Source organism: Vibrio sp. 10N.286.52.F8 (assembly GCF_041468745.1).
Taxonomy (GTDB): Bacteria; Pseudomonadota; Gammaproteobacteria; order Enterobacterales; family Vibrionaceae; genus Vibrio; species Vibrio crassostreae_C.
The window spans coordinates 207,766-230,369 of sequence record NZ_JBFRJF010000003.1 but is presented as its reverse complement, the minus strand read 5'-3'; the positions used below and the strand labels follow the sequence as shown (position 1 = coordinate 230,369).

At 44.2% G+C, this 22,604-nt stretch carries 16 protein-coding genes, 1 pseudogene and 1 riboswitch; of the genes and pseudogenes, 11 read left to right on the top strand and 6 right to left on the bottom strand.

The features are described from left to right. Window positions 1–2 precede the first annotated feature (2 nt). Window positions 3–86: riboswitch (cyclic di-GMP riboswitch) on the top strand. A gap of 30 nt (window positions 87–116) precedes the next feature. Continuing rightward, window positions 117–2,987: a hypothetical protein gene (locus AB4133_RS01330; RefSeq protein ID WP_372154921.1), complete on the top strand. Its 2,871-nt coding sequence runs from the start codon at window positions 117–119 to the stop codon at window positions 2,985–2,987. 163 nt (window positions 2,988–3,150) lie between these two features. Here AB4133_RS01330 and AB4133_RS01325 read toward each other — a convergent pair whose 3' ends face one another. From AB4133_RS01325 to AB4133_RS01310, 4 genes are all read right to left on the bottom strand, one after another. Then, window positions 3,151–3,828: an ABC transporter permease gene (locus AB4133_RS01325; protein ID WP_017062123.1), complete on the bottom strand. Its 678-nt coding sequence runs from the start codon at window positions 3,826–3,828 to the stop codon at window positions 3,151–3,153. 2 nt (window positions 3,829–3,830) lie between these two features. Further along, complete coding sequence (locus AB4133_RS01320; protein WP_017062124.1) at window positions 3,831–4,571, bottom strand: ABC transporter permease; 741 nt, start codon at window positions 4,569–4,571, stop codon at window positions 3,831–3,833. 79 nt (window positions 4,572–4,650) lie between these two features. Continuing rightward, on the bottom strand, window positions 4,651–5,421 hold the full coding sequence (locus tag AB4133_RS01315; RefSeq protein ID WP_017062125.1) for an ABC transporter substrate-binding protein: 771 nt from the start codon (window positions 5,419–5,421) through the stop codon (window positions 4,651–4,653). A 137-nt stretch (window positions 5,422–5,558) separates the two neighbouring features. Next, window positions 5,559–6,329, bottom strand: a complete 771-nt coding sequence (locus AB4133_RS01310) for an ABC transporter ATP-binding protein (RefSeq protein ID WP_004736532.1) — start codon at window positions 6,327–6,329, stop codon at window positions 5,559–5,561. 799 nt (window positions 6,330–7,128) lie between these two features. On the opposite strand from AB4133_RS01310, the gene AB4133_RS01305 reads away from it, so the two are divergent. The 5 genes from AB4133_RS01305 to AB4133_RS01285 all read left to right on the top strand — a co-directional run bounded on the left by AB4133_RS01305 (window position 7,129) and on the right by AB4133_RS01285 (window position 14,073). Continuing rightward, window positions 7,129–8,670, top strand: coding sequence for a DUF3360 family protein (locus AB4133_RS01305; protein ID WP_017062126.1), 1,542 nt, complete (start codon window positions 7,129–7,131; stop codon window positions 8,668–8,670). Between the two features lie 307 nt (window positions 8,671–8,977). Beyond that, window positions 8,978–11,254, top strand: a complete 2,277-nt coding sequence (pflB, locus tag AB4133_RS01300; RefSeq protein WP_102427865.1) for a formate C-acetyltransferase — start codon at window positions 8,978–8,980, stop codon at window positions 11,252–11,254. Between the two features lie 199 nt (window positions 11,255–11,453). After that, window positions 11,454–12,443 carry a lipid A deacylase LpxR family protein gene (locus AB4133_RS01295; RefSeq protein WP_102332498.1) on the top strand — a complete coding sequence of 330 codons (990 nt, stop codon included), beginning with the start codon at window positions 11,454–11,456 and terminating at the stop codon, window positions 12,441–12,443. 164 nt (window positions 12,444–12,607) lie between these two features. Continuing rightward, a complete protein-coding gene (pflA, locus tag AB4133_RS01290; RefSeq protein WP_010437353.1) occupies window positions 12,608–13,348 on the top strand; it encodes a pyruvate formate lyase 1-activating protein in 741 nt (246 codons plus the stop codon). A gap of 224 nt (window positions 13,349–13,572) precedes the next feature. Then, the gene (locus AB4133_RS01285) at window positions 13,573–14,073 is read left to right on the top strand and encodes a YfbU family protein (RefSeq protein ID WP_017066932.1); all 501 of its coding nucleotides are present in this window, start codon (window positions 13,573–13,575) and stop codon (window positions 14,071–14,073) included. A gap of 108 nt (window positions 14,074–14,181) precedes the next feature. Here AB4133_RS01285 and AB4133_RS01280 read toward each other — a convergent pair. Next, window positions 14,182–14,322 (bottom strand): annotated as a pseudogene (locus AB4133_RS01280) (MipA/OmpV family protein); the annotation flags it as partial. A 378-nt stretch (window positions 14,323–14,700) separates the two neighbouring features. Between AB4133_RS01280 and AB4133_RS01275 the strand changes: the two are divergent. From AB4133_RS01275 to AB4133_RS01265, 3 genes are all read left to right on the top strand, one after another. After that, entirely contained in the window at window positions 14,701–16,635 is a 1,935-nt protein-coding gene (locus AB4133_RS01275) for a PrkA family serine protein kinase (protein ID WP_017062132.1), read from the top strand. Between the two features lie 127 nt (window positions 16,636–16,762). Beyond that, window positions 16,763–18,034, top strand: a complete 1,272-nt coding sequence (locus AB4133_RS01270) for a YeaH/YhbH family protein (protein WP_017062133.1) — start codon at window positions 16,763–16,765, stop codon at window positions 18,032–18,034. Between the two features lie 11 nt (window positions 18,035–18,045). Continuing rightward, the gene (locus tag AB4133_RS01265; RefSeq protein WP_017062134.1) at window positions 18,046–19,608 is read left to right on the top strand and encodes a SpoVR family protein; all 1,563 of its coding nucleotides are present in this window, start codon (window positions 18,046–18,048) and stop codon (window positions 19,606–19,608) included. 185 nt (window positions 19,609–19,793) lie between these two features. Here the strand turns inward: AB4133_RS01265 and sohB are convergent, their stop codons facing one another. Further along, on the bottom strand, window positions 19,794–20,855 hold the full coding sequence (sohB, locus tag AB4133_RS01260) for a protease SohB (protein ID WP_009849001.1): 1,062 nt from the start codon (window positions 20,853–20,855) through the stop codon (window positions 19,794–19,796). A 143-nt stretch (window positions 20,856–20,998) separates the two neighbouring features. On the opposite strand from sohB, the gene AB4133_RS01255 reads away from it, so the two are divergent. Together AB4133_RS01255 and imuA are read left to right on the top strand one after the other, a co-directional pair. Next, window positions 20,999–21,739 carry a YciK family oxidoreductase gene (locus tag AB4133_RS01255; protein ID WP_017062135.1) on the top strand — a complete coding sequence of 247 codons (741 nt, stop codon included), beginning with the start codon at window positions 20,999–21,001 and terminating at the stop codon, window positions 21,737–21,739. 155 nt (window positions 21,740–21,894) lie between these two features. After that, window positions 21,895–22,602, top strand: a complete 708-nt coding sequence (gene imuA, locus AB4133_RS01250) for a translesion DNA synthesis-associated protein ImuA (RefSeq protein WP_372223805.1) — start codon at window positions 21,895–21,897, stop codon at window positions 22,600–22,602. The last annotated feature ends 2 nt before the right edge of the window (window positions 22,603–22,604 follow it).

The following is a 22,604-nucleotide window of genomic DNA, read 5'->3' as shown; positions in this document are numbered from 1 at the left end:
AAAGAAGATAAAGCCAAACTCATCGTGAGGTGAGGACGGAAAGCTCCAGATCTCAGGGATGAAGCCGAGATGGCTGGGCTGCCTCTATGTATCGAATGATATGTGAGGAAAAAACGATGGCAGAAGTAACCAATACAGCAGCAGGACTGAAAAGTAATGGTAGCAATGATACCAATATACTAGTAGATGGTCCTAACCTCCCCACCCCAGAATCTAGAGATGTCAACAATGACCTTTCTAACCTCAGCGGCGATAACCTCGAAGTACGAGCCGGTAAAGGCGACGACATTGTGCATGCCGGCAGCGGCGATGACTTTATCGCTGCTGGACGTGGATCGGACACAATTAAAGCAGGTGCCGGAAACGATGTGGTTGAAGCTTGGAATCATTCGCTCAATGCTGGTGATGAAGCCGGCGTTAACCGCGATTTAAGCGCGGCACGCGATAAAGATTTAGAAGCGCTAGGAGAAGAGTGTGTTGACGACATTGTGGTTGCAGGTGCCGGTGATGATTATGTTGAAGGCGGTGCGAACAATGACATTATTTATGGTGACAGAGGCGCTGGTGCAGAATTTGGCGAAAACCTAATCAGCGATGGTGATTTTGAAGCTTTTGACCTTGGCAATACATGGGGAACAGCGCCAAGCGCCGGTGCATGGAACGCCGAGGTTGGCAGTATCGAGATTCAAGAACAACTGCATGGCGGTGTCCCAGCTGATGGTTACGGGACTGATATCGCCAGTGGTCACTTCCTAGAATTAGACTCGCATGGCGCGAATTCAAATTCAACCGTCTCCCAAACATTTACGGTCGATGACGACGGTATATATCAACTCGATTTTTCCTACGCTTTCCGTAATAAAGGAGGCGATAGCACCACCGCTCCTTTCACAGTCCAAATAATGGCGGGCACCGACGTTGTATTCGAGAAGTCTTTCCAAGACATTGACGGCGTCGATGATGATTGGGATCTGTTTAGCGAAGATGTCGATCTCTCTTCAGGAAATTACTCACTCAATTTTATTGCCGACGGCGCAGAAGACACCTTTGGGGCTCTGATTGATAATGTGTCATTGAAGCAGGTACTGCATAACGATGTGCTCATTGGTGATAACGGGCCAGACGCTGCAAATGAAGGCGCCGCTGGGAACGACTTGATTCGAGGCGGTAAAGGGAATGACGTAATTATCGGCGATAACTTTGAAGCGCTGTCGTTTAACGAAGGAACCGGCGAGTTTGAATTAGCGGAGCCAACGACATCCGTCGACCTATCAGCAAATTCAACCGCCTACAACGCTGATGGATCTGTCGGTACCGTTGATACAGGTAATGCAAGTTCTGGCGGTACAGGTTATGGGGTAGATGGCGCAGCAGAGGCTGGCGTGCTTGCTCAAATTGGCTTCAGCTACGACGGCGGTTCTGGTGAAGGTGCATCAGAGATGTTTTCTGTCAGCTTAGACGAACATACAATGATTGCTAAAGTCGGTATATCCAACCTCTACTTAAATGAAGGCGACAATGGCGTAGATGAGGCTGGCCATTGGGCAGCATATCGAGAAGGTATTCTGGTCGCTGAGGGCGATTTCATTGCGAGCGATTTAGCGGATGGCAATAACAACAGCGGTTATCTAAACATCGGTCCTGATGAGACTGGCTTTAAAGCCTTTGATGAACTTCAGTTTACTGCCGTTGGTCCTGCATTTGACAAAAACGGAGACGCTAATGCCGATTCAAGTGACTACTACGTCACTTCTGTTACCACCGATGGCCTAACGGGTGACGGAACCGATATATTGCGCGGTGGTCGTGGGGACGATGTCATTCTTGGTGGTGACAACGCCAAAGGTGGCATACCTGAACTCGATCCTGAGACGGGTTACTACGATGTAAGTAGCTTCAGAGGGACTATTGACGTCACTATGGAAGGCACCGAAGCGGGCTTCGAAAATTCGTTTGGTTACTTCACAAAAGACAGTGAAGGCAATGTAAACGCTGAAGTCATTTGGGGGAATGTGAAAGATCACCTTCCAAACTCTGAAGCTGGCAACAGCTTTAGTCTCGATTTGGGGCACTGTGATGATTGCGTTGATACGCTCGGGTTCTTCATTATCCCAGATGGCGGGAATGACGGTTTCGTCTCAGGCGAAAGTATCGCAATTGACTTAAACACTCAACAAGCGACCAGCTCTAACAATAGTGACCACCCCTTCTTGCTGGGCGTACAAGATTTAGTCGGTAGTAACGGCAACCTTACCTTAGATGTTAGCGGCATTAACAACTTCAATCCGGGTACAGAACTCGGAAATCAGTTCTGGAATGACAACCCTGGCGGTGATGGTGACTTCGATGATGTGGTAACCACCGTTGAAATCGACGACCAACCAGAGCAATTGTTTGGTGGTAAAGGCGATGATTGGCTTGATGGCGGAGACGGAATCGACCATATCAAAGGCGGTAAAGGCGATGACATCATCATTGGTGGTGGTGGTGCAGACGAAATCCGTGCTGGTAAAGGCAACGATACAGTAGCCTTTGATGCAGAGGATACTCTAATTCATGGTGGTAAAGGGTTCGATGTACTGGTCGCCAATGACCCTGGTGGTGTCGATATCGACATGTCGAAGGGGTCAAACATCAATGGGTTTGAAGCAGTCATAGGGGGAGACTCAGCTAATGACAAACTGACTATTTCTCTAGGTAAAACCTTCAATCAAAACCATGACCTTGATGGTAATAGAGCAAAGAACGACGACCAAGTTGCTGAATTCTTTGCTTTAGGAATTGAAGATATCGACGCAAGTCATCTTCAAGGATTCCAATACCAAACCGCAACATCAGTGACGCTAGACCAAGATATGCAAGATAAACTTGGACTCGATGGAACTGAAACGATTACCGCTTATAGCTTCACCAAAGGAGGCAAAGAAGTCATCATCTACACTGATGCATCCTTTGATGGTGATTTCATTGGCGTTAATGAAGTTTAATTGCTTTTTGAACTAGTAAATCAGAAACAAAGTTAAAGGACTTATTGCTTGTGTAATAAGTCCTTTTTGCTTCAAAGAGCTACTCAACTAATTCCTATACAAACCCTAAATAAGAACGGCGCTCAATGAGCGCCGTTTTGTTAACTGTGTGAATACCGTGCAATTAGCTAAGGGGTCTTAGATAAGCAAGGAAACGCTTCTCTGCGAATTTGAAAATCGCGATGATGATGAACGTTAGTGCCATGTAGAACAGACCTGCCGTTAGGAAAGACTCGAATGGGGCATAGTAACGAGAGTTAACCAAACGAGCTGCACCGGTTAGATCCATAATGGTTACGATACCAGCTACCGCAGAGCCGTGAAGCATGAAGATAACTTCGTTACTGTAAGCCGGTAATGCACGACGTAGAGCACTTGGTAAGATGATACGACGGTAAGTCTTAGGTGTGCTCATGCCGTAAGCTTTTGCTGCTTCCACTTCACCTTTCGGTAAGCCATTAATCGCACCGCGAATGATCTCAGCAGTATAAGCTGACGTGTTAAGAATGAATGCCACCAAAGCACAGAACCACGCGTTTTCCCATAATGTGTCTTTCACTGGGAAGAATTGGTCCATACCGTAGTAAATCAGGTACAGCTGAACCAGTAATGGCGTACCACGGAAGAAATAGATGAATGACCAAGCCGGAGCATTAATCAGCATATTTGGACTGTTACGAGCGATAGCTAGTGGTATGGCGACGAATAAGCCAATGATCAAAGCAACGCAAACCATCCAAGCCGTTGTCCATAAACCACCAAGGTAAATCGGCAGGCTTTCAATTATCAATGAAAAGTCCATAACTACCTCGCGTGGATACTGAATTTACGTTCAACCAGCTTAAGTAAGCCCGTTGAAACACTGGTGAAGAATAAGAAGATAATCGCCACAGTCATGTAGAAAGTGAATGGCATTTTGGTTGAACCCGCCGCCAGTGCACTAACACGTACCATGTCTTCTAGGCCAATAATCGAAACCAGCGCAGTGGTTTTAAGTAATACCAGCCAGTTATTCCCAAAACCCGGTAATGCGTGACGAATCATCTGCGGTAGCAGTATGCGGTGAAACGCCTTTACAGGGCTCATACCATAAGCTTTTGCCGCTTCCATTTCACCGCTGTCGACAGCCATGATGGCACCACGGAACGTTTCTGCCATATAGGCACCGAAAATAAAGCCTATGGTTAAGACACCAGCAACAAATGGGCTGACATCAATATAATCAGGTAAGTAAGCGGTCCATTCGTGGTTAGGATCACTGGATGCAAACCACTCGTTGAGCCACTCGTTGATGGAATACAAACTGTTGTTTAAAAGGATTTGTCCACCAAAGAAAATCAGCATCATCAGTACGAGATCTGGAATGCCTCGAATGACGGTTGTGTAGAGGGTTGCAATAGCACGAGCCCAGCGATAAGGCGCGAGTTTTGCTAAGGCACCTAGCATACCAAGAACCATAGCTAAAATTAGCGACAGCAAGGCAACTTCGATTGTGAGCACCGCCCCTTTCAGGATCGACGCTTCATATCCTTGTAAATCAAACATAATGGATTCCAACAGAACTGCGAAAAAGTTGGTAAGACAGGGAGAGGAGAACCTCTCCCTTAAGAATTGACGCTAAAGATTACTGACCGTATACGTCGTAGTTGAAGTATTTAGCCGCGATATCTTGGTAGATGCCTTTTTCACGTAGTGAAAGGATTGCCGCATCTAATTGCTTAGTCAGATCTTTGTCTTGCTTACGAACAGCAATACCCATACCTTCACCGAACCACTTAGGATCCGTTAGAGAGGGGCCAACAAACTCGTAGTCTTCACCACCAGCTTTGTTCAGCACGCCTTCTTCTAGAGCAGATGCATCACCTAGTACAGCAGCAACACGACCGTTTGCTAGATCAAGGTAAGCTTCGTCGAATGAACCGTAACGAACGATCTCTACTGTATCGCCGTAGTTGTCTGTTAGGTATTTATCGTGAGTTGTTGCACGTTGAACTGCAATCTTTTGACCGCTTAGATCATCAAAGTTAAGGCCTGCACCTTTCTTAGCGATGAACTTGTTTGGGATAAGTGCGTATTTACCAGTGAAGTCGATTTTTTTCTTACGCTCTTCCGTGATAGACATTGCCGCGATGATCGCATCATATTTACGAGCAAGTAGAGAAGGAATGATACCATCCCAGTCTTGTGCAACGATCTTACACTGCACCTGCATTTCAGTACAAAGTGCGTTAGCCATATCGACATCGAAGCCTTTCAGTGACCCGTCAGCTTCTGTCCAGCTAAATGGAGGGTAAGCACCTTCAATACCAAAGCGTACTGTTTTCCATTCTTTTGCTTGAGCTACGCCCGTTGCAGCAGTTGCAGCAAGTGCCGCGACTAATAACCACTTTTTCATATCCCTACTCCTGTGATTTAGGTTTTTATGTTTTGCTAGTTTTAATATTGTGTTTGTTGTTGCTTATTAACTTACTTGTTGTGTTTTATTGTTCACACCGTCGCTGTTTACCGTTGGCAACGGCGTTTCAATTCTGATTAGTAAATCGATGAGATAAATTGTTGTAAACGTTCAGATTCAGGTTCCGTAAACAGTTTAGCTGGATCGCCCTGTTCTTCCACTAGACCTTGGTGCAGGAACATCACATGGTTTGATACGTCACGAGCAAAAGCCATTTCATGTGTTACCACAAGCATGGTTCTTCCTTCTTCTGCTAGATCTCGCATTACACCGAGTACTTCCCCTACTAACTCAGGGTCAAGTGCTGATGTTGGCTCATCAAACAGCATCACTTCCGGATCAACCGCTAACGCTCGAGCAATTGCCGCTCGTTGTTGTTGTCCACCGGATAAATGACCTGGGTAGTAATCTTTGCGCTCATACAAGCCTACTTTTTTAAGTAGTAGTTCTGCATTTTCAATCGCTTGAGCTTTAGGTACACCTAATACGTGAACGGGTGCTTCGATAACATTTTCGAGAACGGTCAGGTGAGACCAAAGATTGAAGCCTTGAAAAACCATCGCTAAGCGTGAACGGATACGCTGTACTTGTTTTTCGTTGGCAGGAACAGATACGCCTTGGCGGTTGTTTTTCATTTGAATTAATTCGCCATTAACCCAAATCTCGCCTGCAGTTGGTGTCTCTAAAAGGTTGATACATCTAAGGAAAGTACTTTTACCCGACCCTGAAGATCCGATAATCGATACAACATCGCCTTTATGCGCAGAAAGTGAAATTCCCTTTAAAACTTCATTTTGACCAAACGTTTTGTGTAGATCCTTTATGTCCAGCGCTGGTACATCTTTCATGCGCTTTCTCTCCCAAGTTTGTGAAAATGCAAGGTACTCCGACCTTTTCATGCGATACAAACTAGCACCACACGAAACAACATGCAACAAATTATTAACCTGATAAATTGGAATAAATAGCGATTCACTCTGACTTATTATGCAAAAGGTAGCGTTTTCGCCTCAATTTAATGAATGAGTTCTATCAATAAGCTGCAATTACACCCCTTACATTGTTTAAATAAAGTTAATCAAAATGAGATTCACGTAGCTTGATGTCTCACAAGAAAAACAAGTTTTGTGAACTTAGATACGCCGAGATCTGCAAAATATAATCTGCACGCTCAACACTACATACACACCGTAAGGCACAATTATTTTAAGGTTATTACATTGTAAGCATTTCACTCGGAACAGTTGGGAAGCAAGTAATAGTGAAATAACTCAGTAAGAATTGAGTATTGAACTCGAGCCATGACGACAAAGGCTCGAAGAAGATAGGTAAACGTCAATTTGTGAAAACTAATTACACGATTCATCAATGGGAAGTTAATGAATCGCTGCGTTTTGTAGCTTTCTTTCACATATACTCATAAAGTGATCAAGATCAATCACCCTAAAGGGTAAGCTTGTTAGACTCCTCAGCAAAGAATAAGGCATTAAAAATGCCAAACATTTCTTTTAACTTAGCTGCATAAAGCACAGCAAAACCGTGCAACATAATGTTAATGAGTTATAACTAAGAAATAACGCAATTACGCAATTACGCGAACTTATAGAATTCAATTTTAGAATTACTAACAAAAAATATGAGGAATCTATGTCAGACGTTGTCAATAATGCGAACTCTGAAGTAGAAGAGAAAAGCTATAAAGAGCTACACCGTCCTGCTTCTGAATTTGAGAGCCGCTCAGATTATCTAGATCACGAACTTCAAATCATGAAGCCTCGCCGCTTCGGTTTAAACCTTCCAGGTCGTGACTTCCGCTTTGAACTTGAAGATCTTGTTCCTGCACTTGCTGGTACTATTGGTATCATTGCGATGTACTCTGCAGTAATGATGTCGTGGGCTGATGGCCTAACTCAAGCTTGGGATCACGTAAACCTAGGTAAAGACTTCGCAATTGAAGTCGCTCGTGTAGAAATGCTTATTCCTGCACTACTGTTTTGTATCCTTGCTTCTGGTTTCTTTAACCCTAAAGCAAACCTTGCCGGCAACCACGGCCCAATGATCCCTCTTATCGGTACCATCGCTCTCGCTGGTGCTCACCCTCTTGCATTGGCCATCCTGATCGGTGTGTTCGGTCTCATCCTAAGTTTCCTAAAAGGCGGATCTAAACTTGTTAACCTAACTTCTGAAGGTACAGCAGGTGGCTTGCTCATATTCTTAGGCTTAACCGGTACCATGAGCCAAATCAACTCAATTCAAGCATGGGCGGTTGGTCTTCAATCTTCTACTGTTGAAGCGGGTAGCATGGGTTACGTGGGTCTTATCGTTCTTGCTATTACTATTGCTATCTACGCTTTCTTAGCAAAAGTGAACAAGCGTTGGTTAGCTATTCCAGTTTGTGCGTTTACAGGCCTTGCTATTGCATTAGCATTAGGCGCTGGTTTCGATATCGTGTTCGAAACTGAAATGGGCATTCCAAACCTAAACCCAGTTTACTGGTGGGGTTCGACTTCTGAAGGTTGGATGCTTGGCTTGCCAAACGTTGAGCACTTCATCGCTTCGCTACCGTTCGCTATTCTTGCAGTAGCAATGTGGTCACCAGACTTCCTAGGTCACCGTATCTTCCAAGAGCTGAACTACCCTAAACGTTCTGAAAAAGTTCTGATGGACGTAGATGACACAATGACGATGTGTTCTGTTCGTCAAATGGTCGGTACTGCAGTAGGTGGTGGTAACATCACATCTTCTTGGGGTACTTACATGATCCCAGCAGCAATCGCGAAACGTCCAATCCCTGGCGGCGCTATCTTGCTTGGTTCTCTGTGTATTATTGTTGCGATTCTTGGTTTCCCGATGGACGTAGCAGTATGGCCACCAGTGATGCGTGTTGCGCTACTTGTAGGTGTATCTCTACCTCTACTTGAAGCAGGTATGCAAATGGTTAAGGATTCAAAAGATTCTCAAGCGGCTGGTATCTGTATCTTTGGTTCAGCGGTTGTTAACCCAGTATTAGCATGGGCACTAACTATGCTTCTTGATAATAATGGTCTAATTGGTGATAAAGAGCGTGCAAAGCGTCTATCATTTGTAGATAAGATTGTTATCCCTGTTGGCGTTTTAGTTATCTGTCTAGTGGCAATGCTTGCAGTTGGTATGCTAGAAGGTCAGTATGGTCTAAAAGCTTGGCTATAATAGTCCTTACTACACAAAAGTAGTATTAGGATTAAAAAAAAGTTTGGGTGGCAACCCCTGCCACTCAAATTTTTTCAACTTTTTTTGGCATTTATTGATTTAGTTTAAGGTTTGCAGAAATTTTTTAGCGTAGTCTTGAATACATAGAGTAAAGACAACATATAAAAGGTAGTGACAATATATATAACCATATGATGCTTATATGCTCATATATATTGTTATTAATAAGAGTGTACTACCCTTACGAGGGGCGCTGGCTCAACAGTGTTAATGTACGTATTTTTTCTACTAAAAAGGTAGGTATGTCATGGCAGAGCAATTTGCTAAAGCTTGGGAAGATTTTGCTGCAGGTGAGTGGCAAAGCGAAGTAAACGTTCGTGATTTCATTCAAAAGAACTACACGCCGTATGAAGGCGACGAGTCTTTCCTAGTTTCTGAGGGTACTGAAGCAACTAACAAGCTTTGGTCTTCGGTAATGGAAGGTATCAAACAGGAAAACGCAACTAAAGCACCTGTAGATTTCGATACTTCTGTTATCTCTACCATTACTGCTCACGATGCAGGTTACATTGAGAAAGATCTTGAGACTATCGTTGGTCTACAAACTGAGAAGCCACTAAAACGTGCAATCATCCCTAACGGTGGTGTGCGTATGGTTGAAGGTTCTTGTAAAGCATACGGTGAAACTCTTGACCCAATGGTTTCAAAAATCTACTCAGAATACCGCAAAACACACAATGCTGGCGTTTTCGATATCTACACTCCTGATATCCTAAAATGTCGTAAGTCTGGTGTTCTGACTGGTCTTCCTGATGCTTACGGCCGTGGTCGTATCATTGGTGACTACCGTCGTGTTGCACTTTACGGTATTGATTTCCTAATGAAAGACAAAGCGGCTCAATTCGCTTCTCTACAAGAGCGTTTCGAGAACGGCGAAGATCTTTCTGCAACAATGCAACTGCGTGAAGAGATCTCTGAGCAACATCGTGCTCTAGGTCAAATCAAGCAAATGGCTGAGAAATACGGTTTCGATATCTCTGAGCCAGCTCAAACAGCTCAAGAAGCTATCCAGTGGACTTACTTCGGCTACCTAGCTGCTGTTAAATCTCAAAACGGTGCTGCAATGTCTCTAGGTCGTACTTCGACTTTCCTAGACATCTACATCGAGCGTGATATCGCTGCTGGCAAGATCACTGAAGAACAAGCACAAGAAATGATCGACCACTTCGTAATGAAACTGCGTATGGTTCGTTTCCTACGTACTCCTGAGTACGATGAGCTGTTCTCTGGCGACCCAATCTGGGCAACAGAGTCTATGGGTGGTATGGGTATCGACGGTCGTACGCTAGTAACGCGTTCGAACTTCCGTTTCCTAAACTCTCTATACACTATGGGTCCTTCTCCAGAGCCAAACATCACTGTTCTTTGGTCTGAGCAACTACCTGACGGCTTCAAGCGTTTCTGTGCGAAGGTATCTATCGATACTTCTTCTATCCAGTACGAAAATGATGACCTAATGCGTCCTGACCTAGAGTCTGATGATTACGCTATCGCTTGTTGTGTATCTCCAATGATCGTTGGTAAGCAAATGCAGTTCTTCGGTGCTCGTGCTAACCTTGCGAAAACAATGCTTTACGCAATCAACGGCGGTGTGGACGAGAAACTTAAGATGCAAGTTGGTCCTGTTTCAGACAAGATCACTGACGAAGTTCTTAACTACGATGACGTAATGGGTCGCCTAGACACATTCATGGACTGGTTAGCGAAGCAATACGTGACTGCACTAAACAGCATTCACTACATGCACGACAAGTACAGCTACGAAGCGTCTCTAATGGCTCTTCATGACCGTGACGTTCGTCGTACTATGGCTTGTGGTATCGCTGGTCTATCTGTTGCAGCTGACTCACTATCTGCAATCAAGTTCGCGACTGTTAAACCAATCCGTGACGAAGATGGCATCGCAACTGACTTCGAAATCGAAGGCGATTACCCTAAATACGGTAACAACGACTCTCGTGTAGATGATATTGCTTGTGAACTAGTTTCTACGTTCATGAACAAGATCCGTAAGCTTAAGACTTACCGTAACTCTATCCCTACACAGTCAGTTCTTACTATCACGTCTAACGTTGTATACGGTAAGAAAACTGGTAACACTCCAGACGGTCGTCGTGCTGGCGCTCCTTTCGCTCCTGGTGCAAACCCAATGCACGGTCGTGATGAGAAAGGTGCTGTAGCATCACTAACGTCTGTAGGTAAACTACCATTTGCTGACGCACAAGATGGTATCTCTTACACGTTCTCTATCGTGCCAAACGCACTAGGTAAAGAACAAGACAGCCAACGTGCTAACCTTGCAGGCCTAATGGATGGTTACTTCCACCACGAAGCTGGCATTGAAGGTGGTCAACACCTTAACGTTAACGTTCTTAACCGCGAAACTCTTGAAGACGCAGTTAAGCACCCTGAGAAATACCCTCAGCTAACAATCCGTGTATCTGGTTACGCTGTTCGCTTTAACTCTCTAACTGCAGAGCAACAAGCTGACGTAATCGCACGTACATTTACTGAGTCTCTATAAGCTCACGCTCAATAGACAGTAAATAATATTAGCCTCGCCAATGTGCGGGGCTTTTTTATATCTGAAATAAATCGCACTACACTCACCTATCCCGCGAAATGTTAGGTTGAGCAAAAAAGCACCCTGCCATTCACTTTTTTCCACAAATTCTGTCAAATTACGGTAATATCGCGGTTCATAATTTAAGAGTAACTGCTCCATGAAATACCTGCGTTGTTTACCCCTGATTCTTCTCTCTTTCTCATCTTTAGCCTCTGAGCGTTCTACGTTAACTTTTGCTTTAGATAATGATGGTATTTTTGGTGTCGACCAAGACTATACCAACGGCTTATTTCTGGGTTACACATCATCAAGTATTACGCCATATAACTGGGTAAAACCATTGAGTCTTTCCTACTGGGGCGCAAGCTCTCTAGACAAGTGGGAAATCACCATTGGCCACAAGATGTATACGCCTTCTGACATTGAGTTAGAAACGCCATCGCCTAATGATCGCCCATACGCAGGTTACCTTCACACTGAATTCAATTACATCAGCTTAAACCCACAGCAAGCCCAGCGTTTTAATATCACGTTTGGTACTACGGGCGAACGTGCACTGTCTGAAGATGCTCAAAAGCTGGTTCACTCGATCACAAAATCAGATGAGCCGATGGGTTGGGAATACCAAGTTGATGATGAGTGGGCGGGAAGCGTTGGTTACCTAAGCCATTTCAACCTAATGCGTAATCAAGCTCTTGCGAATACTGACTACGAAATCTCTAACGTTTCTGAAATCAACGTCGGTAACTTTAGAAGTGATATCTCGACTGGTTTTATGTTCCGTTGGGGTACGGACTTAGGCGGTAACTTTGGTGCAGCTAACATCACCACAGAAAACCCATTCAAACCTGGCATGATCGGCGCATCAAACGCTGGTTGGTTTACCTATGCAGGCCTCGAAGGTCGCTACCGATTCAACGACCTGACTATCGAAGGCGATCGTTCTGAAATCGAAGATAATTGGCCGAATCCAGAACAATACGATGTGACTTTAGAGAACATTCAGGCTACTGCTGTGCTTGGTGTGGCTTGGTATAACCAATACGTTGGTGCATCTTTCGCGCTAACAGCAAAAACACCGGATTACGAAGAAGCGAAAGAGTCAGTGTACACCACTGGCGGTATCACAATGTTTGCTTTCTTCTAGCCACCAGTAAGGGCTTTCGTCCTTTACTTTTCAAGTTTAATAAAGGCAATCATCTTCACAGGTGGTTGCCTTTATTTTTAAAGGTCTCGTTACCATTTGACCCTATTTTATGTACCGATTTTGTAATAAAATAAACGGTATAAATTCCTCTACGAGAATAGCTCATGTCTACAACTGGTCGCATTCACTCATTCGAATCTTGTGGTACTGTCGATGGTCCTGGTATCCGCTTTATTGTGTTTCTTCAAGGCTGCTTAATGCGTTGTATGTACTGTCATAACCGTGATACATGGGATCTTCATGACGGAAAGGAAGTAACGGTCGAAGAGATCATCAACGAAGCAAAATCATACCGTCATTTCATGAAAGCTTCGGGCGGTGGTATCACCTGTTCTGGTGGTGAAGCGATGCTACAACCTGAGTTTGTTCGTGATTTTTTCCGCGCAGCTCAAGCTGAAGGCATCCACACTTGTCTTGATACTAATGGCTACATTCGTAAGCACACTGAAGTGGTTGACGAAGTACTAGAAGCCTCTGATCTAGTGATGCTCGATCTTAAGCACATGCGAGATGAGATTCACCACGATTTCATTGGTGTATCAAACAGACGTACTCTGGATTTTGCGCGCTACCTACACAAAATCGGTAAGAAGACGTGGATTCGTTATGTGATTGTCCCTGGCTACACGGACACGCCTGAAGATGCTCATCTGCTAGGTGAATTCATCAAAGACATGGATAACATCGAGAAAGTAGAGCTGCTTCCATACCATAAGCTGGGTGCACATAAGTGGGAAGCACTTGGTTTTGACTACCCTCTTGAAGGTACAAATCCGCCAAGCAAAGAGAAAATGGATGAGATTGTTGCTGTTCTTAGCCAGTATCATTCAAACGTAAAATACTAATACTGCAGACGATGCTCAACCTCTATTTTAAACGCCTCAATTTCGATTGGGGCGTTTTCTTTTCTAGCGCTAACAATCCTTTCACTTTTCTTTACAACTTTTGTTTATCAATTCAAAAAATCATATTAAATCCGTGTTGAGATCATGTTTCCACTCGTAGGAATGCTGTTACTCTTACTGCAACAAAAGAATACAACATTTAGTTTTTTAGTGAGGCTCCTCCCATGGAAATGACCAATGCTCAGCGTCTAATTCTATCAAATCAATACTACCTAATGTCTCAAATGGATCCTGAGAACTCCGCTAAATACCAACGTCTACAAACGATTGTAGAACGTGGTTACGAACTCCAAATGCGTGAGCTTAACAAAGAGTTTGGTTGTTTGACTGAAGCAGAATGTCGCGAAATTATCGACATCATGGAGATGTACCATGCAATGCAAGAGTCGAACAAAATGCTTGCAGAGCAAGAGCGTGCTGAAGTAGACCAACGTCGCCTGCAGTTCTTAGGTTTTGATATCGCTTCTGAAGCGCAGATCGTACACTACGTGCGTTTCCTTGTTGATTCTGAAGGTCTTTACCCTCAATTCGACAAAGCCGATCACCACTTCAATAGCCAGATGCCAATGCTAGAGAAGTACCGTCGCATGCTAACAACATGGCGCAACTGCCCTCGTCAGTACCACCTATGTGCGACAGAGCTATCTCAAATCTTTAGCGCTTAATTCGTTAATAGATCAGCGATAACTTTTAAAAAGTTTCAAGAAAAAGGGTTACTCATCATGAGTAACCCTTTTTTTAATGTTCGCACACAAAGAGAAAAACCAAAGCAACTAGAAAACGTAAGCAACACCAACGTTCGCGGCCATGTTGATACCACTTTCAAGTATTGGGCTATTCTCTATATCACCTTCAAGGTTGGTATAACGAACGCCACCAGTTACTCGAACATTTGGCGTAACATGCAGATAGCCACTATTTTGAACCCATTATTCTTCACTACATCTACCTATTTATTGAGCAATTTTTGATAACTTCGCGCATTATATGGTACTCCATTCCAAAAATCAATAGAGCCCAGTTATACATCTAATGCACATAAATCCATTGTGAGTATTGTTAAGCGACCTAAAATCTCAAAACAAACGGCCAGATCCCCTCGAATGTAAAATAATTTGATTCTACGCGCCTCAAGTTGCCTATTGCGCTCGCCACGTTTTTCACACGCAAAATTGTAAATAAATACATAATTGTTAAGCAAAATTGTGGAAGCGGTCTAACCTTAAAATGTAGGGAGAGCCTATTTTTCAATCGCTCGTCAGTTTTGACTGGTTAACAAGGGGAATGTGACTATGAGTATCTTTGACCACTATCAATCACGTTATGAAGCAGCCAAGGAAGAAGAGCTGACATTGCAGGAGTTCTTAGGGCTGTGTAAAGACGATAAAAGTGCTTACGCTAATGCTGCCGAGCGCTTATTACTAGCCATTGGCGAACCAGAGGTTATTGACACTGCTCAAGACCCTCAACTGAGTCGTATTTTCTCGAACCGTGTCATCTCACGCTACAGCGAATTTAAAGATTTCTACGGTATGGAAGATGCGATTGAACAGATTGTTTCTTACTTAAAACATGCTGCGCAAGGTTTAGAAGAACGTAAACAAATCCTTTACCTACTTGGCCCTGTGGGCGGTGGTAAATCTTCTCTCGCTGAAAAACTCAAAGCCCTGATGCAGAAACTACCAATCTATGTATTGTCTGCTGACGGTGAACGAAGCCCAGTAAACGATCACCCATTCTGTCTATTCGACGTTAACGAAGACGGCGACTTATTGAAGAACGAATATGGCATTGAGAAACGCTATCTTCGCTCAATTATGTCTCCGTGGGCAGCGAAACGTCTGCACGATTTTGGCGGTGATATTTCCAAATTCAAAGTCATCAAACTGCGCCCTTCTATTCTCGATCAAGTTGCGATCGCGAAAACGGAGCCAGGTGATGAAAACAACCAAGATATCTCGTCTCTGGTTGGTAAAGTTGATATTCGTAAACTTGAACACTTCTCTCAAGATGATCCTGATGCCTACAGCTACTCTGGTGCGCTTTGTAAAGCCAACCAAGGTGTGATGGAATTCGTGGAGATGTTCAAAGCGCCAATCAAAGTATTACACCCTCTACTTACGGCAACACAAGAAGGTAACTTCAACGGTACCGAAGGGCTTTCTGCACTGCCATTTGACGGTATGATTCTCGCTCACTCGAACGAATCTGAGTGGCAGACCTTCCGTAACAACAAAAACAACGAAGCATTCCTCGACCGTGTGTACATTGTAAAAGTCCCTTACTGTCTGCGTGTGTCTGAAGAAGTTAAGATCTACAAGAAACTGCTTGAGCACAGTGAGCTATCCCAAGCGCCTTGCTCACCAAGCACACTCGATCTGCTATCGCAATTCAGCATTCTTTCGAGACTAAAAGAGCCTGAAAACTCATCTCTATTCTCTAAGATGCGTGTTTACGATGGTGAGACTCTAAAAGACACCGATCCAAAAGCGAAGAGCTACCAAGAGTACCGAGATTATGCTGGCGTTGACGAAGGCATGTCTGGGCTATCAACGCGTTTCGCCTTTAAGATCCTGTCTCGTGTGTTTAACTTCGACCAAGCCGAAGTGGCCGCGAACCCAGTGCACCTGTTCTACGTTATTGAGCAGCAAATCGAACGGGAGCAGTTCCCTCAAGAGACCGCCGAGAAGTACCTAGAGTTCTTGAAAGGATACCTAGTGCCACGCTACGTAGAGTTCATCGGTAAAGAAATTCAAACCGCTTATCTAGAGTCTTACTCTGAGTACGGTCAGAATATCTTCGACCGCTATGTCACCTACGCAGATTTCTGGATTCAAGACCAAGAGTACCGCGACCCAGAAACAGGCCAACTATTTGACCGTGCTTCTCTGAATGGTGAACTAGAGAAAATCGAGAAGACAGCCGGTATCAGTAACCCTAAAGACTTCCGAAATGAGATTGTGAACTTTGTGCTTCGTGCCAAAGCCAACAATAACGGTCAAAACCCAGTGTGGACGAGCTACGAGAAACTGCGCACTGTGATTGAGAAGAAAATGTTCTCTAACACAGAAGAGCTACTTCCTGTTATTTCGTTCAATGCTAAGACCTCAACGGATGATCAGAAAAAACATGACGACTTCGTTGCTCGTATGATGGAAAAAGGCTACACCGAGAAGCAAGTGAGACTGCTATCTGAGTGGTACCTAAGAGTTCGTAAATCCTCATAACTAAACGGTATTGAGCTGCTCAACTGAGCAGCTCGTATAAACCAATAACTTTTATACCTTAGTAAATCAATAACTCTTATACCCGAATAAAAAGTAGGATCGCGACATCAGCTGAGAGGGAGTTCTTATGGCACAATTTATCGATCGGAGGCTCAATGGCAAAAATAAGAGTGCTGTGAATAGACAGCGTTTCTTACGACGCCATAAAGAGCAAATCAAAGAATCTGTGGCCGATGCAGTTAACCGACGCTCAATCACCAATACAGAAACAGGTGAAGACGTCACTATTCCCCATAAAGACATCAAAGAGCCGAACTTTCACCAAGGTCAAGGCGGCGTAAGAGAGCGCGTTCACCCAGGTAATGATCAGTTCATCACTGGCGATAAAATCGAACGCCCTAAAGGTGGTGGTCAAGGTGGTGGCTCAGGCCAAGGCGACGCAAGCCCTGATGGCGAAGGCCAAGATGAATTTACCTTCCAAATTTCAAAAGATGAGTATCTTGATATTCTCTTTGAAGATTTAGCTCTACCTAATCTAGAGAAAAATCAGGTCAACAAAATCACCGAATGGAAAACTCACCGCTCTGGTTACCAAAGCGCGGGGATTCCATCCAACATCGCTATCGTTCGTTCACTACAGCAATCTCTGGCTCGTAGAACCGCGATGACAGCAGGTAAAAAGCGCGAGCTTAACCTACTGATGGAACAGCTTGACCAAGTTAAAATGACGGAGCCGGCACAACCTTTCGAGGAAGGTCGCCTCAAAGAAGAGATTGCCGAGTTACGTAAAAAGATTGAAAGCGTGCCGTTCATTGACACCTTCGACTTACGTTTTAAAAACTACGAGAAGCGCCCTATTCCATCTAGCCAAGCCGTGATGTTCTGTCTAATGGATGTATCGGGCTCTATGGATCAGGCCACAAAAGATATTGCGAAGCGCTTTTATGTTCTTCTGTATCTGTTCTTAAATCGCACCTACGAAAACGTCGATGTTGTGTTTATTCGTCACCATACTCAGGCTAAAGAGGTCGACGAACATGAGTTTTTCTACTCACAAGAAACGGGTGGCACCATTGTTTCGAGCGCACTGAAACTGATGAAGGAAATTGTCGCAGACCGCTACCCTGCTAATGAGTGGAACATCTATGCAGCACAAGCCTCTGATGGCGATAACTGGGCTGATGACTCTCCTCGCTGTAAAGAGTTACTGGTCAATACGCTTCTGCCAACTTGCCAATATTACTCTTACATCGAAATAACACGCCGCTCTCATCAAACACTTTGGCACGAATACGAAAAACTCGAGAGTAGCTTTGACAACTTCGCCATGAAAAACATTAAAACGGTGGATGATATTTTTCCTGTGTTTAGAGAACTGTTCCAGAAAGAGACAGCGTAAGGGAGTTTGCCATGACAGCGAAATCAAACGTTGCAGAGAAAAACAAAGCTGCAAAAAAGAAAAACGACAAGATGCTGCCTGATGGTCCAGATTGGACGTTCAACCTCTTGGAGAAATACCACGTAGAAATCAAACGTGTTGCGCAGCATTACCGTTTAGATACTTACCCAAACCAGATTGAAGTGATTACTTCAGAACAGATGATGGATGCCTACTCGAGCATTGGTATGCCTATCAATTACAACCACTGGTCTTTTGGTAAGAAATTCATTCAAACCGAGCAAAACTACAAGCATGGCCAAATGGGCTTGGCATACGAAATCGTAATCAACTCCGATCCTTGTATCGCTTACCTGATGGAAGAGAACACGGTCACAATGCAGGCGCTGGTAATGGCTCACGCTTGTTATGGCCACAACTCTTTCTTTAAAGGCAACTACCTGTTCCAAACATGGACCGATGCCAGTTCCATCATCGATTACTTGTTGTTTGCTAAGAAGTACATCAGTGGTTGTGAAGAGAAATATGGTGTTGCTGAAGTCGAGCAGCTCCTTGATTCTTGTCACGCACTGATGAATTACGGCGTAGACCGATACAAACGCCCTGAGAAGATTTCCATTGCAGAAGAGACAGCAAGACAAGAAGAACGCGAAGCTTATCTGCAATCTCAAGTGAATGAGCTATGGCGAACCGTTCCTCAAAATAAAAGTAAGGAAGAAGAGACCAAGATCCGCTTTCCTAGCGAGCCTCAAGAAAACATTCTCTACTTTATCGAGAAGAACGCACCACTGCTTGAACCTTGGCAACGAGAGTGTGTTCGCATCGTTCGCAAAGTGAGCCAATACTTCTACCCTCAAAAACAAACTCAAGTGATGAACGAAGGCTGGGCAACCTTCTGGCATTACACCATTCTTAACCACCTTTACGACGAAGGCTTGGTGAGTGATAAGTTCATCTTAGAATTCCTACACAGCCATACCAGTGTCGTCGCACAACCCGCCTACAACAGCCCTTATTTCAGCGGAATAAACCCTTATGCGCTTGGCTTTGCGATGTTTAGAGACATCCGACGCATCTGTGAAGAGCCAACCGATGAAGATAGAGAGTGGTTCCCTGAGTTAGCCGGAAGTGATTGGTTAGAAGCGGTGCACTTTGCGATGCACAACTTCAAAGATGAAAGTTTCATCAGCCAATACCTTTCTCCAAAAATCATTCGAGACTTTAAGCTGTTCTCTGTACTCGACGACGACCGTAAAAATACCATTGAGGTGAGTGCTATTCATGATGATCCGGGCTATCGCCTGATTCGTGAGAAGCTTGCGGCGCAATACAACCTAAGTAACCTTGAACCAAACATTCAGGTGTTTAATGTCGATGTTCGTGGTGACCGCTCAATGACACTGCAATATGTGCCTCACGACCGCATCCCGCTTGATAAAGGCTACGACGAAGTGATGAAGCATCTCTATCGCTTGTGGGGCTTTGATGTGATTTTGGAAGAGCTCAAAGATACGGGTCATAGAGAGATTCTGACTACTTGTCCAAAACGTAATGATTATGGAGCCAAGATTTAATATCAATCACAGTAAGTCAGTGTTTGGTATAAAACTCCGCTCCCCCTACAACATAGTGGTCACCCGCTCGGAAGTGGAGCAATAAAAAAACGCATAAGTCTGATGACTTATGCGCTTTCTTTTTAAGGCTCAAACGTCTGTAAATGAACGTAAGGCACCAAGCCTAGAACTAGAACTCAATAAGCTTAAACAATCGGCTTTTGACCGCGTTCAATCAGCTTCATCAACACGCTGTCTGCAGATTTACCTGCCACGCCCGCTAGTTTGTCTGAAAGCTTTTTCTTCTGTACGTAGTGGATCGCTAGAACCGTTTTGTCCTTACATGCCGCTACGACTAAGTCATCAGAAGTGCTGATCTCATCCACCAGTCCAAGTTCATGTGCTTGTGTACCAAACCAGTGTTCACCCGTTGCTACTTTTTCAAGATCTAACGCAGGACGATGGTCACGGATGAAGTCTTTGAATAGGCCATGTGTCTCTTCTAGCTCTTCTTTAAACTTCTCACGTGCTTTATCGCTGTTCTCACCAAACATAGTAAGCGTGCGTTTGTACTCACCCGCCGTTAGCTGCTCGAACTCAATATCGTGCTTTTTAAGTAGTTTGTTGAAGTTTGGCAGTTGAGCGATAACACCAATAGAGCCAACAATAGCAAACGGTGCAGATACAATTTTGTCTGCGATACATGCCATCATGTAACCGCCGCTTGCCGCCACTTTGTCTACCGAGATAGTCAGAGGCAAACCTGCCGCTTTGATACGATCAAGTTGAGAAGACGCTAAACCATAGCCGTGAACCATGCCACCGCCAGACTCAAGTTTCAGCAATACTTCATCACCTTCACGAGCCACAGCCAGAACCGCCGTTACCTCTTCACGTAATGAAGCCACTTCTTTCGCATCAATGCTGCCGTTAAAATCAAGAACGAATAGATGTGGTTCACGCTTACTATCAAGCTCACCCTCTTTCGCTGCTTTCTTCACTTCTTTACCGCGTGATTTTACTTTCTCTTTTTCCGCTTTCTTTTCTGCTTTATCACGGGCTTTGATGAAAGCATCATCATGTAGATGGTGCTCTAGTTGTTCAATCGTCTGTTTATGATGTTCAGATAGGTTCGTGATTTCCAGCTCACCTTTAATCGCGCTTGATTTCCCACCCACAGATTTAGCAATCACTAAAATTGCGATGATGGCGATTACAACGGTCGCAATCTTGGCTAAAAACAAGCCGTAGTCCAACAAAAATTCCAATGTCATATCCCCTATTGTATGAATTAGTGTATTGTAACCATCTTGTCACGATTACCAAGAATTTCTCATCATTCCTGCGGTTATCTGTGTGATTAAACATCAATGGAATGACGAACATAATAAAAGAAAGAAGGATAAGCACAGTGGATTACCCAATCTCTACAGATGCCCTCAAAGATAAAGTAATTTTGGTTACAGGTGCCGGTGCTGGCATTGGTCGCCAAGCAGCACTAAGCTTCGCTCAACATGGTGCAACTGTCATTCTGTTAGGCCGCAATGTTAAAAACCTTGAATTCATTTACGATGAAATCGAAAGCGCTGGTTACCCACAACCTGCGATTATCCCATTGGATTTAAAAGGTGCGACAAAGCAGAACTACGTTGATATGGCTGAAACCATTCAATCACAGTTCGGTCGTTTAGACGGTCTACTTCATAATGCTGGCGTTCTTGGCACTCTGAGCCCGTTTGAGCAGATTGATGAAGAAACCTTTGATGATGTTATGCAGATCAATGTGAAGTCTGAGTTCTTGATGACTCAAGCTCTGCTACCTGCACTTAAAAAAGCAGAAGCAGGTCGTATCGTATTTACCTCTTCAACGGTTGGTCACTCTGGCCGTGCATTCTGGGGCACTTACGCAATTTCTAAGTTTGCTACCGAAGGTATGATGCAGATCCTAGCGGACGAGCTTGAAGACACGAACATCCGTGTTAACGCAATCAATCCAGGCGGCACTCAAACACGTATGCGTGCAAAAGCGTACCCAGGAGAAGATGCGAATAAGCTAAAAACGCCACTCGACATCATCCCACTGTACCTACACTTAATGAACCCAAGTGTGACAGACATTAATGGCCAATGTATCGATGCTCAACCTAAGTAACTGATATCATTAACCAACAGTAAAAAGTCGCTTCCATAGCGGCTTTTTTTGTATCTAAATCAACCATCTAATACTTACTGCCGCTAATTTTCATCATTTCTCTTTGCATCTTTTTCATTGTTAAATATACTGTATAGATATACAGGTATTTAATTATGCATGAACTAATAAAAAACTTACAAGACCGCCAGCTAATCTGGAAAGGGTTACAATCAACAACGCAAGGAATTACCACTTCAACAGGCTATCCTCAACTGGATAAACAGCTTGATGGCGGCTTCCCGACGCACGGCGTTATTGAAGTTGAATCACAACAAGGGATCGGCGAGCTTCGCCTCCTTACGCCCTATTTATCTCAACAAAACTCGCAAAAACTGGCCATATTCATTAATCCGCCAGGGAAGATCTGTGCCGAGTTTTTTAGCGGCCAAGGCATTGAATTAGAGAATATTCTTGTTATCCAGCCTCAACGCGATCTCGATGCGTTGTGGGCGGCTGAGCAGTGCCTCAAAAGCGGTGCTTGTCACTCTGTATTGCTATGGGGAGCCGATCTAGAAATACACCAAACCAAGCGCTTACAAGCAGCAAGCGAAACCGGTAAGTGCCTGCAGTTTCACTTTAAAGCCACCAGCCATAATCAACTATCCCTACCCGTTTCTTTAAGCATGAAGCTGTCTTCTCACGCCCAAGGATTGAAGGTAGAGGTAACAAAAAGAAAAGGCAGTTGGTCGTATGGCGGCTTTATTCTAGACATGACACACAACTGGCCGTTACTCACAGAGAACGTCATTCATGAAGACAATTTAGATCGTGCTTTGTCAGGTAACACTGTGCTGGCTTTTCCTATTGCGAAGCAAGGCTAGCG

Coding starts and splice junctions, on each gene's coding strand:
- AB4133_RS01330 (WP_372154921.1), top strand. CDS start 117: ATGGCAGAAGTAACCAATACAGCAGCAGGACTGAAAAGTAATGGTAGC.
- AB4133_RS01325 (WP_017062123.1), bottom strand. CDS start 3,828: ATGGACTTTTCATTGATAATTGAAAGCCTGCCGATTTACCTTGGTGGT.
- AB4133_RS01320 (WP_017062124.1), bottom strand. CDS start 4,571: ATGTTTGATTTACAAGGATATGAAGCGTCGATCCTGAAAGGGGCGGTG.
- AB4133_RS01315 (WP_017062125.1), bottom strand. CDS start 5,421: ATGAAAAAGTGGTTATTAGTCGCGGCACTTGCTGCAACTGCTGCAACG.
- AB4133_RS01310 (WP_004736532.1), bottom strand. CDS start 6,329: ATGAAAGATGTACCAGCGCTGGACATAAAGGATCTACACAAAACGTTT.
- AB4133_RS01305 (WP_017062126.1), top strand. CDS start 7,129: ATGTCAGACGTTGTCAATAATGCGAACTCTGAAGTAGAAGAGAAAAGC.
- pflB (WP_102427865.1), top strand. CDS start 8,978: ATGGCAGAGCAATTTGCTAAAGCTTGGGAAGATTTTGCTGCAGGTGAG.
- AB4133_RS01295 (WP_102332498.1), top strand. CDS start 11,454: ATGAAATACCTGCGTTGTTTACCCCTGATTCTTCTCTCTTTCTCATCT.
- pflA (WP_010437353.1), top strand. CDS start 12,608: ATGTCTACAACTGGTCGCATTCACTCATTCGAATCTTGTGGTACTGTC.
- AB4133_RS01285 (WP_017066932.1), top strand. CDS start 13,573: ATGGAAATGACCAATGCTCAGCGTCTAATTCTATCAAATCAATACTAC.
- AB4133_RS01275 (WP_017062132.1), top strand. CDS start 14,701: ATGAGTATCTTTGACCACTATCAATCACGTTATGAAGCAGCCAAGGAA.
- AB4133_RS01270 (WP_017062133.1), top strand. CDS start 16,763: ATGGCACAATTTATCGATCGGAGGCTCAATGGCAAAAATAAGAGTGCT.
- AB4133_RS01265 (WP_017062134.1), top strand. CDS start 18,046: ATGACAGCGAAATCAAACGTTGCAGAGAAAAACAAAGCTGCAAAAAAG.
- imuA (WP_372223805.1), top strand. CDS start 21,895: ATGCATGAACTAATAAAAAACTTACAAGACCGCCAGCTAATCTGGAAA.